Source organism: Paenibacillus sp. FSL H8-0280, assembly GCF_045040665.1.
Lineage (GTDB): Bacteria > Bacillota > Bacilli > Paenibacillales > Paenibacillaceae > Paenibacillus > Paenibacillus xylanexedens_A.
Genome location: NZ_CP150296.1, coordinates 210,179 through 225,548, shown reverse-complemented (window position 1 = coordinate 225,548; position 15,370 = coordinate 210,179). Strand labels below are relative to the sequence as shown.

Annotated in this window: 12 protein-coding genes; 4 read left to right on the top strand and 8 right to left on the bottom strand. The window is 47.4% G+C overall.

Going from position 1 to position 15,370, the window contains the following annotated elements; translation table 11 throughout:
* Positions 1–106 precede the first annotated feature (106 nt).
* The 3 genes from MHI12_RS01055 to pdxA all read left to right on the top strand — a co-directional run bounded on the left by MHI12_RS01055 (position 107) and on the right by pdxA (position 3,482).
* Positions 107–1,093, top strand: a complete 987-nt coding sequence (locus MHI12_RS01055) for a 2-keto-3-deoxygluconate permease (RefSeq protein ID WP_338589963.1) — start codon at positions 107–109, stop codon at positions 1,091–1,093.
* Between the two features lie 95 nt (positions 1,094–1,188).
* Positions 1,189–2,484, top strand: a complete 1,296-nt coding sequence (locus MHI12_RS01050; protein WP_405171257.1) for a four-carbon acid sugar kinase family protein — start codon at positions 1,189–1,191, stop codon at positions 2,482–2,484.
* The gene (gene pdxA, locus MHI12_RS01045; protein WP_341005757.1) at positions 2,481–3,482 is read left to right on the top strand and encodes a 4-hydroxythreonine-4-phosphate dehydrogenase PdxA; all 1,002 of its coding nucleotides are present in this window, start codon (positions 2,481–2,483) and stop codon (positions 3,480–3,482) included. Before MHI12_RS01050 ends, pdxA begins: the two co-directional genes overlap by 4 nt.
* A 214-nt stretch (positions 3,483–3,696) precedes the next feature.
* Here the strand turns inward: pdxA and MHI12_RS01040 are convergent, their stop codons facing one another.
* Positions 3,697–4,620 carry a helix-turn-helix domain-containing protein gene (locus MHI12_RS01040; RefSeq protein WP_405171256.1) on the bottom strand — a complete coding sequence of 308 codons (924 nt, stop codon included), beginning with the start codon at positions 4,618–4,620 and terminating at the stop codon, positions 3,697–3,699.
* Positions 4,621–4,819: 199 nt separating this feature from the next.
* On the opposite strand from MHI12_RS01040, the gene MHI12_RS01035 reads away from it, so the two are divergent.
* The gene (locus MHI12_RS01035; protein WP_405171255.1) at positions 4,820–7,993 is read left to right on the top strand and encodes an alpha-mannosidase; all 3,174 of its coding nucleotides are present in this window, start codon (positions 4,820–4,822) and stop codon (positions 7,991–7,993) included.
* 101 nt (positions 7,994–8,094) lie between these two features.
* Here the strand turns inward: MHI12_RS01035 and MHI12_RS01030 are convergent, their stop codons facing one another.
* From MHI12_RS01030 to MHI12_RS01000, 7 genes are all read right to left on the bottom strand, one after another.
* Positions 8,095–8,949 carry an aldo/keto reductase gene (locus MHI12_RS01030; RefSeq protein ID WP_405171254.1) on the bottom strand — a complete coding sequence of 285 codons (855 nt, stop codon included), beginning with the start codon at positions 8,947–8,949 and terminating at the stop codon, positions 8,095–8,097.
* A gap of 165 nt (positions 8,950–9,114) precedes the next feature.
* A complete protein-coding gene (locus MHI12_RS01025) occupies positions 9,115–10,359 on the bottom strand; it encodes a macrolide family glycosyltransferase (RefSeq protein WP_405171253.1) in 1,245 nt (414 codons plus the stop codon).
* Positions 10,360–10,540: 181 nt separating this feature from the next.
* Positions 10,541–11,041, bottom strand: a complete 501-nt coding sequence (locus tag MHI12_RS01020; RefSeq protein ID WP_341005752.1) for a hypothetical protein — start codon at positions 11,039–11,041, stop codon at positions 10,541–10,543.
* Positions 11,042–11,371: 330 nt separating this feature from the next.
* Entirely contained in the window at positions 11,372–12,625 is a 1,254-nt protein-coding gene (locus tag MHI12_RS01015) for a mechanosensitive ion channel family protein (RefSeq protein WP_405171252.1), read from the bottom strand.
* A 148-nt stretch (positions 12,626–12,773) separates the two neighbouring features.
* A complete protein-coding gene (locus MHI12_RS01010) occupies positions 12,774–13,415 on the bottom strand; it encodes a polysaccharide deacetylase family protein (protein WP_405171251.1) in 642 nt (213 codons plus the stop codon).
* A gap of 188 nt (positions 13,416–13,603) precedes the next feature.
* The gene (locus MHI12_RS01005) at positions 13,604–14,479 is read right to left on the bottom strand and encodes a carbohydrate ABC transporter permease (protein ID WP_017691224.1); all 876 of its coding nucleotides are present in this window, start codon (positions 14,477–14,479) and stop codon (positions 13,604–13,606) included.
* A gap of 15 nt (positions 14,480–14,494) precedes the next feature.
* A complete protein-coding gene (locus MHI12_RS01000; protein ID WP_076210184.1) occupies positions 14,495–15,364 on the bottom strand; it encodes a carbohydrate ABC transporter permease in 870 nt (289 codons plus the stop codon).
* Positions 15,365–15,370 lie beyond the last annotated feature (6 nt).

The window sequence follows — 15,370 nt, the reverse complement described above, 5'->3', positions numbered from 1 at the left end:
TATTTAAAATTTACAATAATTTATTGTTGCTATATTAAACGATATGGGATAACATAATCCCTGCAAGCGCTTCATAAAAACGATTACTTCATAAGGAGCTACTACTATGAACATTAAAGCAACTTTAGATCGCATCCCTGGCGGTATGATGGTCGTTCCCCTGTTACTTGGTGCAACTATTAATACATTCTTCCCGAATGCCCTGCGCATTGGCGGATTCACGGAAGCTCTCTTCGTTAACAGTGCCAGTACATTGATTGCCCTGTTCCTATTCATTGCGGGTACACAGATTACGTTTAAAACAGCAGGTTCCTCTGTCGGCAAAGGTTTGACCTTGCTTACGTTCAAATGGGTGATTGGTGCAGCCCTTGGTTTTATCGCTATTTTGTTCGCGGATTCAAACGGGTTATTTCTCGGCCTGGCCCCGCTTGCCATTATTGCTGCGATGACTAACTCCAACGGCGGTTTGTACATCGCTCTCGCTGGCCAGTACGGGAAAGAGGATGACAAAGCAGCTTACCCTTTCCTGGCACTCAGTGATGGTCCGTTCCTGACCATGGTAGCGCTCTCCATCTTTGGTGCGATGGGTTTTGCGAACGGCATGTTCTCTCCTATGGCCTTTGTCGCGGTATTGCTTCCGCTCATCGTTGGTGTCATTATTGGTAATCTGGATCGCAATCTGGCGGGATGGCTGCATAAAGGCAGTGACAAACTTGTTCCGTTCTTCGCATTTGCTCTGGGTATGAACATTAGCTTCTCCTCCATCATTCAAGGTGGTCTTAGCGGAATTTTACTGGGTGTGTTAACCGTGTTATTAACGGGTGGAATTGGTTTCCTGCTCTTTAAAGCCATCGGCTGGAACCCTATCGTTGGTGCTTCCGAAGGTTCAACAGCCGGGAATGCCGTAGGTACACCTGCTGCCATCGTGGCTGCGAATGCTTCATTTGGCCCGATTGCCGAGATTGCTACGGTACAAATTGCAGCGAGCGTTGTAACAACAGCCATCCTGTTGCCGATCTTCATCGGGTTCCTCTCCAAACGACTGGAGAAATCAGGCGGAGTCGAGAAATACAATCAACGACCAACCACATAAATGGGTATCACCTGATTTAATGTGCTCGATCTGTGCTTAATGGATGATCTGAACGGACTTTTTATTAAATTGTGCTTACAAGGAGGGATGACTGCATGAAATTAGCCATTATTGCAGATGATTTGACCGGTGCCAATGACAGCGGGGTGCAGCTTGCCCGTCATGGCTTGAAGACCAGTGTTCTTTTTAATATAGATGAAGGCCCTCTTACACGTTACGATGCCGTCGTCTTTGATACAGATAGTCGTTCCATATCCTCGCAGGAAGCGTATGACCGTGTATATCAGGCTGCTGAATTGCTGACGAACAACGGATTTGAGACGATTTTCAAAAAAATGGACTCCACCATGCGCGGTAATATCGGCATCGAGATTGATGCTGTATATGATGTCGTAAAGCCGGACTTTATGATGATTGCCCCGGGTTATCCAAAAAATAACCGGACGATATTGGAAGGAATTCATTACCTGAACGGCGTTCCGCTGGCAGATACTGAAATTGCCCATGATCCGAAGACACCTGTAACGATTTCCTACCTTCCGGACTTGTTGAAACAACAGACCAAGTACGAAGTTGGCGAGATCACCGTCGCCGATCTGGAAGCCGGGCAGAATCATATTCGCACCAAGCTAGAGCAGTTGAAAACAAATAATATCCCGTATGTAATGGTGGACTCCACCGAAGAAAGACATCTGGAACTGATTCTACAGATGACTCGCGAGTTGGAGTATACCTTTACTTGGGCAGGTTCGGCGGGCATTGCCAATTATCTCCCCGCACATTACGAATTGGAATCCAGGGCTGCGTCACTTGATATCCCGGAGAATCCCGGTCCAATCCTAACGGTGGTTGGCAGCGTGAACAAAAACTCCCGCGAGCAGCTACATCGCTTGATGCGCAAGTCCCGCGTAGCTTCAGTCTCCTTCCATTCCTTCAAAGCGGTATCCGCAACCGCAGACCGCGCGGAAGAGATGGAACGTGTCTATAACGAGGTTCGAGACAAATCGCTGGAAGGACAAGATGTTGTCCTCTACTCCACCGCTGAACAGGTGGATATCGAACTGGCACGGGCAACCGGCGAAATTCGTGGTCTCAATCACACGGAAGTCAGCAACGAGATTGTACTTGCGATGGGTGAGATCTGTGCCAGACTGCTGGAAGAGGGACTGTTCAAAGGGGTATCCATGACCGGCGGTGATACAGCGAAACAAATCTGTCTGAAATGGAATATTAGCGGCTTCGAGCTGCTGGATGAGCTTGAAATCGGCGTGCCGATCTCCAAGTTTATAGGGATTGATGATCTGCATGTGATTACCAAAGCAGGCGGATTCGGCAAACCGGATGTCTTTATCCATGCGATTCAAAAATTAAAAGGGGGTATTCTTGTATGAAACCTACAATTGGAATTACGATGGGCGACGCAGCAGGTATTGGACCGGAGATTATTATGAAAGCACTGGGTCATCAAGAAATGTACGATCAGTGCAATCCACTCGTTATCGGTGATGCAAAGATTCTGGAGCGTGTGTTACCTGTCATCGGCTCAAATCTGAACGTTAACGCGATTCAAGAACCTTCCGAAGCCAAGTATGAATTCGGTACTGTGGATGTCATTGATCTGAACCTTGTTCCTGCGGATCTGGAATACGGTAAAGTATCTGCCGTGGCTGGGGATGCAGCATTCCAGTTTCTCGCCAAAGCCATTGATCTTGCCAAAAAACAGCAGATTCACTCCATCTGCACCGCGCCTTTGAACAAAGAAGCTCTTCATCAGGGAGGGCACCTGTATCCGGGGCACACCGAGATTCTGGCGGATCTGACGGATACACAAGACTTCTCGATGATGCTGACCACGCCGAATCTGCGCGTTATTCACCTGACAACACACATGGGTCTGATCGATGCCATTGCGAGTATTAACCCGGAAAGAACCTACACCGTCGTGAAGCTTGCTCATGATACGTTGAAAAAAGCAGGCTTTGAGAATCCGCGCGTAGCCGTATGCGGAATCAACCCTCATGCCGGGGAGAACGGCTTGTTCGGTAATGGAGAAGAAGAAGAGAAACTGCAGCCCGGCATTGAGCGTGCGCAGCAAGAAGGCATTAACGTCGTTGGTCCACTCCCGGCGGACACACTCTTCTTCCGCGCTGGTCGCGGTGACTTCGATATCGTTGTAGCCTGCTACCATGACCAAGGTCATGCGCCGATCAAAGTGATGGGCATCGAGGAAGGTGTAAACATCACCGTTGGTCTGAAAGGCGGCATCATTCGTACGTCTGTCGACCACGGTACAGCCTTTGATATCGCTGGCAAAAATATCGCCGATGATAAAAGCATGCTGGCCGCCATCCGCTCTGCTATTGAGCTGGCGCCGAAAGATCAAGTTTAAGAGTAGCCGTCATACGGGGACATGAGTGAGAGAGTGAGTCTGATCAGGCGGACCATCTCCAGGTGGACGTATTTTTATATAGAAGGAAAAAGAAAAAGGCATTCCCTTTGTAACTTAGAGGGCTTGCCTTTTTTATTTGTCCTCTATACATCTTTGCTGTCGCGATTTATGCAACACATCTCCACTGACATCCCCAGATTATCTCTGTCTTCAGTCAGCGCTCAGGTCTACCCATGGATATCAGTTCACGCTCGCTCTGTGAATGTCTGATACGGCGATATGCACTCGGTGACATGCCATTCAGTTTATTGAAAATGCGATTGAATTGAGAGAAGCTGGCGAAGCCACACTGTGCTGCAATTTCGGTGATTTTTTGGTTAGAGTTCAGGAGCATTTGTTGGGCGTTACGTATTCGGGTCATCTGAATATACTCGGTAAACGTAAAGCCTGTGACTTTGTTGAACTGACGGGATAGATGATGAGCACTCACGAAAAACCGTTTGGAGATCTCTTCGAGCGACAGTTCATTCTGATAATGACTGTGAATATACGATGCAATGGCATACATTCGCTGCGACATAGACGAGCCTGTCTCTTCACGAACGTAGCTATTCTCAGCCGAGTATCGATGGATCGCACACAGAAACTCAACAAACTTGCTATGGATCGCGACTGAATGAAGTGCGGAGGGATCCTGTGATAGAGCATAGATTTCATTTAAAGGATTCAATACCGCCTGGCGGCGTTCTTCTGCAAATCGGAATATCGGGATCGGTTTATCAAAGATTGAGAACAGCTCTGTGTAACCGCTCTCAAGACCAGGTGTATTACGTGGCATGGCAAAGGTGATCATCAATCTTTTCGGTGGGGCACCCTTCGGATATTGCGTTTTATGCAGCAAAGAAGGCCGCAGCAGAACGATATCCAGAGGCTGGATCTCATATAAACTGCCTTCAATGATGTGCGCAGCTGTGCGATCCAGAAGAATACAGATTTCATAGAAATCATGGAAATGCTGAAATTCCATATTCAGTTCATGGGAACGCTCGTCATAATCCAGATGATAAAAAAGCGAATCTCCAGGCTGGTTCACATGGATCGCATAGCCTTGCTCGTATGCCAAAACCGATGGTGTCATGGACATGCCCCCTATCCCGATTCTAATGAGTTTATTTTAGCATGAAATGCAATAAAAATACGTTATTTTCAGCATACAATACGTAGTTTCGCCCATTTCTCTTTTGGTATGATAAAGTTGATATGTTAGCGCTTGCAGTATTCTCGTTCTAACAACGACTACAGCCTGTACTTACTACAAACCAAGGTGGGAAACCAACATGAAAATGAATTCCTTGTATACTCGGATCCATACCATTGTGAAACACTTGGAACGTGCACGACTGACCTCAAAAACATATATCCCTGAGCTTTATCATAAAGAAAGTGGTTACCACTCCTGGGAACTGGTACATGAGAACCCTTCCTCCTGGAACGTATTCCGTAAGGGTGATGGCTGGGGTGGCAAAGATGTACACAGCTGCTTCAAAACCCGCATTCAAATTCCGGATCATATGGAAGGAAAAAAAGTCGTTTGTGCCATCGTCACCGGTGCTGATGACATCTGGAATTACGATAATCCGCAGTTTCTGGCATTCCTCAATGGGGAATTGATTTGCGGCCTCGACGTGAACCATACAGAGATTGACCTGACATCCGCTGCGGTAAAAGGTGAAGAATTCGAACTGGCACTATATGCGTACTGTAGTACTTCGGCAGCGGATGTCTTTCTCAATGTATATATCGCTGAGCATCATCAGCCTGTTACAGATTTATATTACGATCTTAAGGCTGCACTCGATGCTGCCGATCTGCTGCGTGAGGATGATCTGGAGCGGCTGAAGTTGGTCGAACATCTGAATAAAGCCGTGAATTTGCTGGATTTGCGTCAGGAAAACAGTGCAGAATTCCATGCGTCGGTGCTGGAAGCGCGCCAATATCTGCAAGATCATGTCTATGGTGATATCCGCCCTGCCGGTGATCACATCCCTACCGTGCACTGTATCGGACACACGCATATCGATGTGGCATGGCTATGGACACTGGATCAGACGCGGGAAAAGGTCATTCGCAGCTTCGCGAGTGTATTGTATCTGATGGACAAGTTCCCGGAGTATACTTTCATGTCCTCTCAGCCCCAGCTGTATGCATACCTGAAAGCAGACTACCCATCCCTATATGAGAAAATTAAGGAAAAGGTGGCCGAAGGCCGCTGGGAAGCGGAAGGTTCAATGTGGCTGGAGGCCGATTGTAACCTGATTTCGGGTGAATCCATGATCCGTCAGATTATCTACGGCAAACGTTTCTTCAAGGAAGAATTCGGCGTGGAGAACCGTGTGCTTTGGTTACCGGATGTATTTGGTTATAGTGCAGCGATGCCGCAGATTATGCGCAAGAGCGGCATTGATTATTTTATGACAACCAAAATTGCCTGGAATGATACCAACCAGATTCCAAACGACACGATGTACTGGCGAGGAATCGATGGATCAGAGGTCCTGACCCATTTCATCACAGCAACAGATTATGACAAACATCCTGATTTCAGGCAGCGCCGCTTCGAAACGACCTATAATGGACGATTTAATGCTTCGCAAGTGAAAGGCACGTGGCAGCGATACCAGAACAAAAACATCAATGCAGATGTCCTGCAATGTTTCGGATTCGGGGATGGCGGCGGCGGACCAACCGAAGAGATGCTGGAGCATGGCAGACGACTCGATGTTGGATTGCCTGGTGTACCCGCGGTGAAACGTACCTTTGTACGCGAGTTTTTTGAGAAGCTGGAGCAAAATCTGGCGGATGTTCCTTCCGTTCCTCGCTGGTCGGGTGAGCTGTATTTGGAGTATCATCGGGGTACCTACACGTCCATGGCGCGTAACAAACGGTACAACCGTCATAGCGAATTTGCGCTGGCCGATGCCGAGCTGTATGCCATGATTCATCGTCAGGCGAATGCACAGGCGACCTATCCAACCAATGCACTGGAGCATGCATGGAAGCTGACGATGCTGAACCAGTTCCATGATATTCTCCCGGGCAGCTCCATTGAGCAGGTATATGTGGATTCCAAGGAGCAATATGAAGAAGTTCTACGTGTCACGGATGAACTGAAAGACAGCTCACTGAACGGCATTGCCAGCCAAATTACATCTGATGGCGAAGCCATTGTGGTATTTAACACCACCGGATTTGTACGGACGGATGTGGTTGAACTGTCTGCTTTTGCGAGAAAAGTAACCGTCTATGATGGAGATCGCCCTGTACCAAGCCAGCGGACTCCCGAAGGCGGACTTGTGTTCCTTGCAGAGAACGTACCTGCATCCGGGTATAAATCCTTCCGAATCACACCGGATCTGACAAGCGAGCTTGTCGCGGGAGTTTCGGTTGCACAGTGGGAAGCAGATCGGCGCCATATCCACACACCTTGGTACGATATTCACCTGAATGAAAGTGCCGAATTCACATCCGTATGGGACAAGCTTGAGGGCCGTGAGCTGCTTCAGTCTGGCAAGCGTGGTAACGTGCTGCAAGTGTTCGAGGATCGACCTGCGGAATACGAGGCATGGAACATTGACGATTATTATGAACAGCATATGTGGGAGATTAACGACCTGCAGTCGCTGGAGTGGGTTGAAAGCGGGCCGGTACGTTCCGTGCTTCAAGTGAAGCGACAGTTCCTGGACTCGATCATTGAGCAGACAATCATCTTCTACGCGCATACGCGCCGGATTGATTTCCGTACGTTTGTGGACTGGAAGCAGGAGCATTTGCTGCTGAAATCCGCCTTCCCGCTGGATATCTGGAGTGAAAAGGCCGTCTACGAAATCCAGTACGGCAACGTTGAGCGTGCTACCCACCGTAATACGAGCTGGGATCAAGCCCGGTTTGAAGTATGCGGGCAGAAGTGGGCCGATCTGGCGGAGAACGGGTACGGTGCTGCTCTGCTGAACGACTGCAAATACGGATATGATATTCATAACTCGGTGATGCGACTGTCACTGATCAAGAGCGCAACGTACCCGAATGAAAATGCCGACAAAGAGCAGCACGTATTCACCTACGCGCTCTATCCGCATCAGGGCGACTTCCGTGAAGGACGTGTCATACAAGCTGCTTATGATCTCAACCGTCCGCTGGTTGCTCGTGAGATTGCATCGCAAACCGGTACGTTGCCGGGAACATGGTCAATTGCATCGGTCGATCAGGATAATGTCGTGCTGGAGGTTATCAAAAAAGCCGAGAACAATGATGACATGATCATCCGAGTCTACGAAGCACATGGCCGCCGCAGCCGTGCTTCTCTGCAATTGCCTGAGGGAGCAGGTGCGACGGCGTACGCGTGTGATTTGCTCGAGAACAACGAAGCAGAATGCGCCGTGGAAAATGGTCGGATTTCTTTTGATATCAAACCGTACGAGATTCTGACCTTCCGTATCCCTGCGGGACAGTAAACAGAAATTACGCAACATGAAAAACTGCAACATTGCTTAATATACTCCAACAACAAAGGGCTGCCTCCTGTCATATCTGGAGCAGCCCTTCTTGTCGTTCTTTAAAATTCTTCGTACTCGCTTGGGTCCTGATCCCACAACCGTCCATCCGGACGATTAAATGCAGAGATGACCCGCATCTCTTCTGTGCTCAACTCAAAATCGAATATATCGATATTTTCCTGCTGATGCTGCAAGGAGCCGGCTTTCGGAATGGGAATGGAACCCAGCTGAACATGCCACCGCAGAATGATCTGGGTTGGCGTTTTGCCATGCGTTTCCGCAATCCGAAGAATGTTCTCATCCTTCAGAATATCCTGTACGGCATCATTGCCACGTCCAATCGGACTCCAGGATTCGTTCACGATGCTATGCTTTGTATCCTGTTCCCGCTGATCGGCTTGGTCAAAGAATGGATGAAGCTCAATCTGATTCAGACTTGGCGCTATCCCCGTTTCCTTAATCAGCCGTTCATTGTGCTCAGGAAGGAAGTTGCTGACTCCAATGGATCGGATATATCCACGCTTTTTGGCTTCGATCAGCGCTTGCCATGCCTCGACATACATATCCTTCTTTGGATTGGGCCAGTGAATCAGATACAGGTCGTAATAATCCAGATCCGCTCTGTACAGGGATTCCTGGATCGCCACAAGTGCTTTATCATGAGCGTGATAACGCCCCGGCAGCTTCGAGGAAATGAGCAGTTCTTCTCTGGCGATGGAGCTTTGTTTGATTGCTCTGCCCACCGTTGCCTCATTCTCATAGTTATAAGCCGTATCAATTAATCGATAACCCGCATCCATTGCGGACGCGATTGATTTAACGCCTTCTTCACCTTTTAAACTATAGGTACCAAATCCAATTGCAGGCACTTTCAAGCCATCGTTCAATGTATATTCCGGAATTCGATGATTCATCTGAAGACTCTCCTTTGCAAAAGGTATACGAACAATATGGTAAAAATAATGCCCCTCTCCGTTTATCTACCCCTCCATACGCGCTTGAATCAATTGGAAGTCACCACTCCGTTTTAGTCAGGTGACGGCTTCCTCTTCTAGCTCTCATGAAGAGCGGTCTCCTTTTCATTCAAACGAAGAGATGGGCGTGGCCGATAACGGCTGATTGCCTATAAAGTTCTTAATGGCCATAGCAGCCTGCTTATACCCGCCAGCATCGCGTAACGTTTTCCCAATAACTTCAGCATGCTCCTTGTAGGAGGCATTACCGAGCACTTCTAAGACTGCGTTTCTAAGCACATCGGGTGTAAGGTTATTTTTGTCCACGATGACTCCTGCTCCCAACTCCTGTACCCGGCCTGCTACACGCGGCTGATCCGATGTTAACGGAAGCATGATTAATGGTACATTGTAATACAGAGCTTCGCTGGTACTGTTCATGCCTGCATGTGTCAGAAAAGCATCTACACACTGCAACAATTCCAGTTGAGGGACATAGGGTCTTATGATGAAATTGTCAGGAATGAGATCAGCAATGGGCTCTATATCGGTATCCTTCCCAGAAGATAATATAAACTGCACAGGCAAATTACGAAAGGCCATGAAGCAAAGCTTATAAAAATCAAGATCCTTATTTAAAATGGTTCCCATCGAAATATAAACTGCCTGTTTGTAAAGAGCATGCAGAGACTCCTTTGCAAAACCAGGCGCATCCTTGCGGGGGATAATAGATGGGCCGGTGAATACAAAGCTGTCATCCAGCTTCTCCCCCATGGGTTGAAAATAGCGGCTTGTATACACAATCTTCAGTTGTCCTGGATGCCCTGAAAGTTCCACCAGAGAAGGCGCAGCCACATTAAACCGGGAAGCTAATTGTTGAGACATTTCCATAATGCCGTTATATAACTCCTGAACCTCCTCCGTGTCATCCTTCAGATTATTGTCCGATCCTAGAGGCTCTACAAAAACAAAGGTACTGGTCGAGCAGATCGTGGGTATCCCCAGCTTTTCGCCCAAAATTTGTCCGCCCCAGCCGATTAAGGAATCAAAAATTAAATAGTCATAGGTTTCATTTTCGATCAGATTCAGAACATCCGGAATAAACCGTTGAATTATTTTTTTCAAAATCATATATAAGAATTGGTACGGATGCTTGATTTCAAATGGCTTCATATTGGGATTGTTGAGCAGGGTTGCCTCGTTGAAGGAGTAAGCTTTAAATTGAGCACCTAACGCTTCAATCTTCGTCCGGTATTTTTCAGTACAACAATAGACGACCTCATCTCCGCTCTCTATCAACTCCTTGATTAACCCGAGCGACGGATTGATATGCCCTTCTGCAGGCATCATCACAACTAACACACGTGCCACGAAGCTCACCTCCATCAAATTTTCCAATTATTTAAAGTGGGGACATGGTATTCAATTCTTCCAGACCATTGGCTTGGATAAATAAAACTCTACTACCTCAGTGGGGCAGTAGAGTTCCTATTTGTGAGACAGAAGCATCAAATTCCACGATACCTAACGTTTTTTTATCCTCACTGTCTGGTCACGGCACCCAAACATCCCTTTTATAAAAGGTTACGCTGTAAGCATCGGTATCGCTGTAACGTCCATCCTTGCTTACCACTTTAAAATATACATTATTGTAGTCGACAAGAACTGTATCCGCTCCTGACGTATTCGTAGAAGAAGCAACCAAATTTCCAGCGCTGTCATAGGCGTACAAATCGTAATCATAGCCGGAAGGAGAACCCAGCACGACAGATTTGCCATGCCCTCTGAATGTAAAGTAGTCTACATCTGTCGGGGATGATAAATAAGACCAAGCACTTCCACCCCAGTAAGCCGGACCGTAGGGAGTGGCCACCGTTTGCGTTGGGATTTTATACGCGGTGCTCAAAGTGTCATTCGACTCGTAATTATCCGCCAAGGCCGTACCCACAATCGATCCTGATAAAAGCGTCACCATAATAGCAGAATACAATGTTTTCTTCATTTCATTCTCCCTCCATTTCTTATGAAAGTTAGCACGCCAAAGAGACTTCATGCTTTCCCTCGTTCTTAGACACGCCTAATCAGAATAAGCTCCAAATCACTCCTTTCAAAATATGGAATTAATTAGATTATAATGTAAAGAAATACATATTGTCTACTTGTTTTTGCAGACATTCTGTTTTGTTATCTTGCACTGAACCCTATCCCATGAACTGACCGTCAGTCTCATAAATAAAACATTTGGATGTGTTCCTGTGATTTTAAAAATTAGCCAACTTACCAACACTCGACGTGTTCTCACCCATGGCCAAATTGGATGGGCATCCAAACGTAAAAACGACCACCAATATGGTGGCCGTCACATCTATTTTGATAAATCCTCTTAATACTCTCGCGAGTATTGCTTATCCTCTTTCAGTTGCACAATGTCATGACCCGTTGGATTTTGGAAGGCCCGTAGTCCAAATGTCGACGCCACCGCGAAGATATGGTCAAAGATATCCGCCTGAACGTTCTCATATACACCCCAGTTGATATCATTGCTGAATGCATAGATTTCCAGAGGCAGCCCGCGATCTTCCGGTGCTAATTGTCGCACAATCATCGTCATATCTTTATTAATTTTTGGATGGTTCCTCAAATATTGATGGATATATTCCCGGAATACACCGACGTTTGTCAGCTGTCTACCGTTCACGTTGCTTTCGGTATTCACCTGGTGCTCCATGTTGTATGCTTGAATTTCTTTAAGTTTGGAAGTGATATACTCCGTCAGGTAATGAATCTTCTCAAATTCCGCCACCATCTCTTCCGTACAAAAACAAATACTGCTGATGTCGATATAGATACTCCGCTTAATCCTTCTGCCACCGGACACCTGCATGCCTCTCCAGTTACGGAATGAGTCCGAAATGAGGGCGTAGCTTGGAATCATGGTAATGGTTTTATCAAAGTTCATAACCTTTACCGTGTTCAATGTAATGTCGATGACATCGCCGTCGGCATTATACTTTGGCATCTCGATCCAGTCCCCGACACGCACCATATCGTTCGACGATAGCTGTACTCCGGCCACGAGGCCCAGGATCGAATCTTTAAATACGAGCATTAATACCGCCGATAACGCCCCAAGTCCACTAAGGATAATGAGCGGGTTCTGTCCGATCAGGCTGGAGATGACGATAATACCCCCGATAATGAACAGGACAATCTTGGCTACCTGAATGTAACTCTTGATTGGGCGAATCTTCGACACCTCATAGGTACGATAGATATCATCGAACACATTCAGCAGAGCATTCAGAACCGTAATCATGATTACAATCATATAGGTCATTGCTGATTTTTCAATTATGGCCTGATAGGGCGAGAAAATATAAGCAGAATAATAGATTATAATGGCTGGCACAAGATGCGACAGCTTCTGAAATAAATTTTTTTGAACCACAATATGGCCCCACTTGAAACGGTTGTTACTTACGATACGATGAACCGTCTTCAGTACCACTCGCTTAGCAATCACATTTGCCAATATCGAGATCACTGCTATAAAAATAATCATAATGATGTTTGAAAGATAACCAATGGAGGGTCCACTCATGCCGAGTTCTTCTAGTTGATTTCTGATAAAGTCCATTGTTTCCTCCTGACATAATCTAGTTTAGCCTATTATTATAAAGTAGTTTGAGAGGGCAAGCAAAGTTTGTGCTCCCGCTTCATTCTTCCTATGTATTATATATATTAAAAAAAGACCCTTTCATTCAAAGAATGATGGGCCCACTTGATTATGTCGTCTTTTCATCATGCTCACGAGAAATGTCTAACAACTCACTCACCGTTACCAAACGGTACCCTTCCCCAACCAATTCCTCCACCAGCACACGAACCGCCTCCACCGTCTGGGAACGATCCCCGTACCCGTCATGGAATATGAGCACGCTGCCAGGTTTCACCGCAGACCGGGTATGCTCCAGAATGTGCTCAACGCCAGGATTGTCCCAATCCCTCGCATCACCGTTGACCGCACCAATCGTACGATATCCACGCTCCGCCGCCAGAGACAGTATATCATCGTTTACGCCAAAATACGGCGGGCGGAAGCAGCGGGCAGGTTGCCCCGTAACTTCTTGAACAAGATTTTCTGCGCGTTGCAGCTCCTCTCCCGCTTCCTCCAGCGTCAGCTTGGTCAGGTCAGGATGCGTGTACGTATGGTTTGCGATCTCATGCCCTTCCCGGTGCACCTCCGCCGCAATCTCCGGGTGAGTCTCCATTTCTTGGCCAATCATGAAAAACGTTGCCTGCCCACCCGCACGGCGGAATATCTCAAGCACTTGAGGTGTGTACACCGGATGCGGCCCATCATCAAACGTGAACGCCACAACTTTTTCCCGAACAGACCCCTGCTCTACCATCACGATATTGACCATACTATAATGACCCCTCTCTGCAACTGCCTGGCTACATACCCCCTTATTATTCCATGACCACAGGCTCCGGTCTAGTCCAGAGATCACACCTTGCGAAATCCCAAATCAAGCCGATATCTACCAGAAAGAGAGTACAGCGAGTGAGCAGCAAGCCCTTCTACCGCCACGTCCTCCAGTCCAGCCTCCAGCTAACCTTTGATTGCACCTGCGATCATGCTCTTCTGCACCTGTTTGTTCAGCAGCAGATAGATGACCACCGTTGGCACCGTCGTAATCATCAGTCCCGCACCAATGATACCCCATTGCGTAATGTACGTTCCCACCATCGACATCATGCCCACCGTCAACGTCTGGTAAGCCGTGTTATTGATAAACGTAACTGCAAACATCAGCTCATTCCAGCATGACAGAAATGTGAAGATGGCTACCGTTGATATAGCCGGGGTTACCAGAGGCAGAATAATGGAGAAAAACGTCCGGTATATGCCACAGCCGTCGATAACCGCCGACTCCTCCATCTCTCTCGGGATACCTTTGAAAAAACTGCCCAGAATGAATACCGCCATCGGGATGCCAAATGCCACATAGGGAATGATCAGTGACCAATAGCTGTTGAGCAGGCTCAGATTCTTCAAAATAATAAACAATGGCAGCAGCGCCGCATGAATCGGCACCATCATACCCAGCAAAATAATCGTCATCGTCAACCCGCTGAGCTTCCAGTTCATTCTCGTGATTGCGTAACCCGTCATGGAGGACAGGATCAGTACCAAGACAATGGAGGCCGCAGTAACCAGCACACTATTCATAAAATAGGTCAGCACATGGCCGTCGGACATTGCTTTGGTGTAGTTGCTCCACAGAAATGCTTTGGGCAACCCGGCTACATCACCGCTGAAAATCTCACTGTTATCCTTCAGGGAAAACAGCGCCAACCAGATAAGCGGGTAGATCTGCACAATTGCAACGAGGATCAGAAACGCTTGCAGGAACACTTTCCCGATTGGTCCGGAGATGGACCTTGGCTTGGGCTTTTTTTGCAACATGACTTCTACGGTACTCATGCCTCATGCCTCCTTCTATTCCGTTTTGAACAATGAATTAATGAGGATCGTACATACCAGACACTCCACAATGATAAAGACCGAGATTGCACTGCCATATCCGTACCGGAACGTATCAAAAATGGTAGCGTACATCAGCGTGCTTGGCACTTCAGTTGTGTAAAATGGCCCACCACCTGTCAGCACATAGATCAGGTCAAACACCTTGAACGCACCGATGACCGAAAAAACAAGGCTTACCTTCAGAATTGGCTTCATCAGCGGGATCATAATGGACCACGCCGTCCGAATACGGGAAGCACCATCCATTCGAGCCGCTTCGAGCACATCCTGAGACACGGACTTTGCTCCTGCATACATCAGCAGCATGTGATACCCCACGTACTGCCACAAGGTCGGAATAAACGATGCCGCCAGGGCGGTGTCCTTCTGCCCCAGCCAGTCCTGTGCCAGGCTGGATAAGCCAATACTTTGCAGCAGCACGTTCAGCAGGCCATAATCGGCATTGTAGATTTTTGACCACAACTGGGCAATAACGACCGTTGAGATCAACACCGGGATGAAATACACGGTCCGGTAGAACCCTTCCCCCTTGACGTTGGACGCCAGAATCAGTGCGAGCACCAGCGAGATTGGCAGTTGAATGAACACCGAAGCACCTGCGAATAACAGGGAGTTCTTGATCGAATTCAGCACACGGGTATCTTTAAACATCTCTACATAGTTGTCCAGGCCGATAAATGTACCCCTGCCTACGCCGTTCCAGTCCAGCAGACTGTAATAACTGGAGACAAAGATGGGAATAAGCACAATTCCGCAGAACAGAATTAGGGTGGGCAGTACAAAGACGGCTATCGTGCCTTTATTGGAAAATACAGAGTTCATTGTTGT

Bases quoted from the DNA above. Each gene is read 5' to 3' on its own strand.
- MHI12_RS01055 (WP_338589963.1), top strand. From the start codon at position 107: ATGAACATTAAAGCAACTTTAGATCGCATCCCTGGCGGTATGATGGTC.
- MHI12_RS01050 (WP_405171257.1), top strand. From the start codon at position 1,189: ATGAAATTAGCCATTATTGCAGATGATTTGACCGGTGCCAATGACAGC.
- pdxA (WP_341005757.1), top strand. From the start codon at position 2,481: ATGAAACCTACAATTGGAATTACGATGGGCGACGCAGCAGGTATTGGA.
- MHI12_RS01040 (WP_405171256.1), bottom strand. From the start codon at position 4,620: ATGACACCATCGGTTTTGGCATACGAGCAAGGCTATGCGATCCATGTG.
- MHI12_RS01035 (WP_405171255.1), top strand. From the start codon at position 4,820: ATGAAAATGAATTCCTTGTATACTCGGATCCATACCATTGTGAAACAC.
- MHI12_RS01030 (WP_405171254.1), bottom strand. From the start codon at position 8,949: ATGAATCATCGAATTCCGGAATATACATTGAACGATGGCTTGAAAGTG.
- MHI12_RS01020 (WP_341005752.1), bottom strand. From the start codon at position 11,041: ATGAAGTCTCTTTGGCGTGCTAACTTTCATAAGAAATGGAGGGAGAAT.
- MHI12_RS01015 (WP_405171252.1), bottom strand. From the start codon at position 12,625: ATGGACTTTATCAGAAATCAACTAGAAGAACTCGGCATGAGTGGACCC.
- MHI12_RS01010 (WP_405171251.1), bottom strand. From the start codon at position 13,415: ATGGTCAATATCGTGATGGTAGAGCAGGGGTCTGTTCGGGAAAAAGTT.
- MHI12_RS01005 (WP_017691224.1), bottom strand. From the start codon at position 14,479: ATGAGTACCGTAGAAGTCATGTTGCAAAAAAAGCCCAAGCCAAGGTCC.
- MHI12_RS01000 (WP_076210184.1), bottom strand. From the start codon at position 15,364: ATGAACTCTGTATTTTCCAATAAAGGCACGATAGCCGTCTTTGTACTG.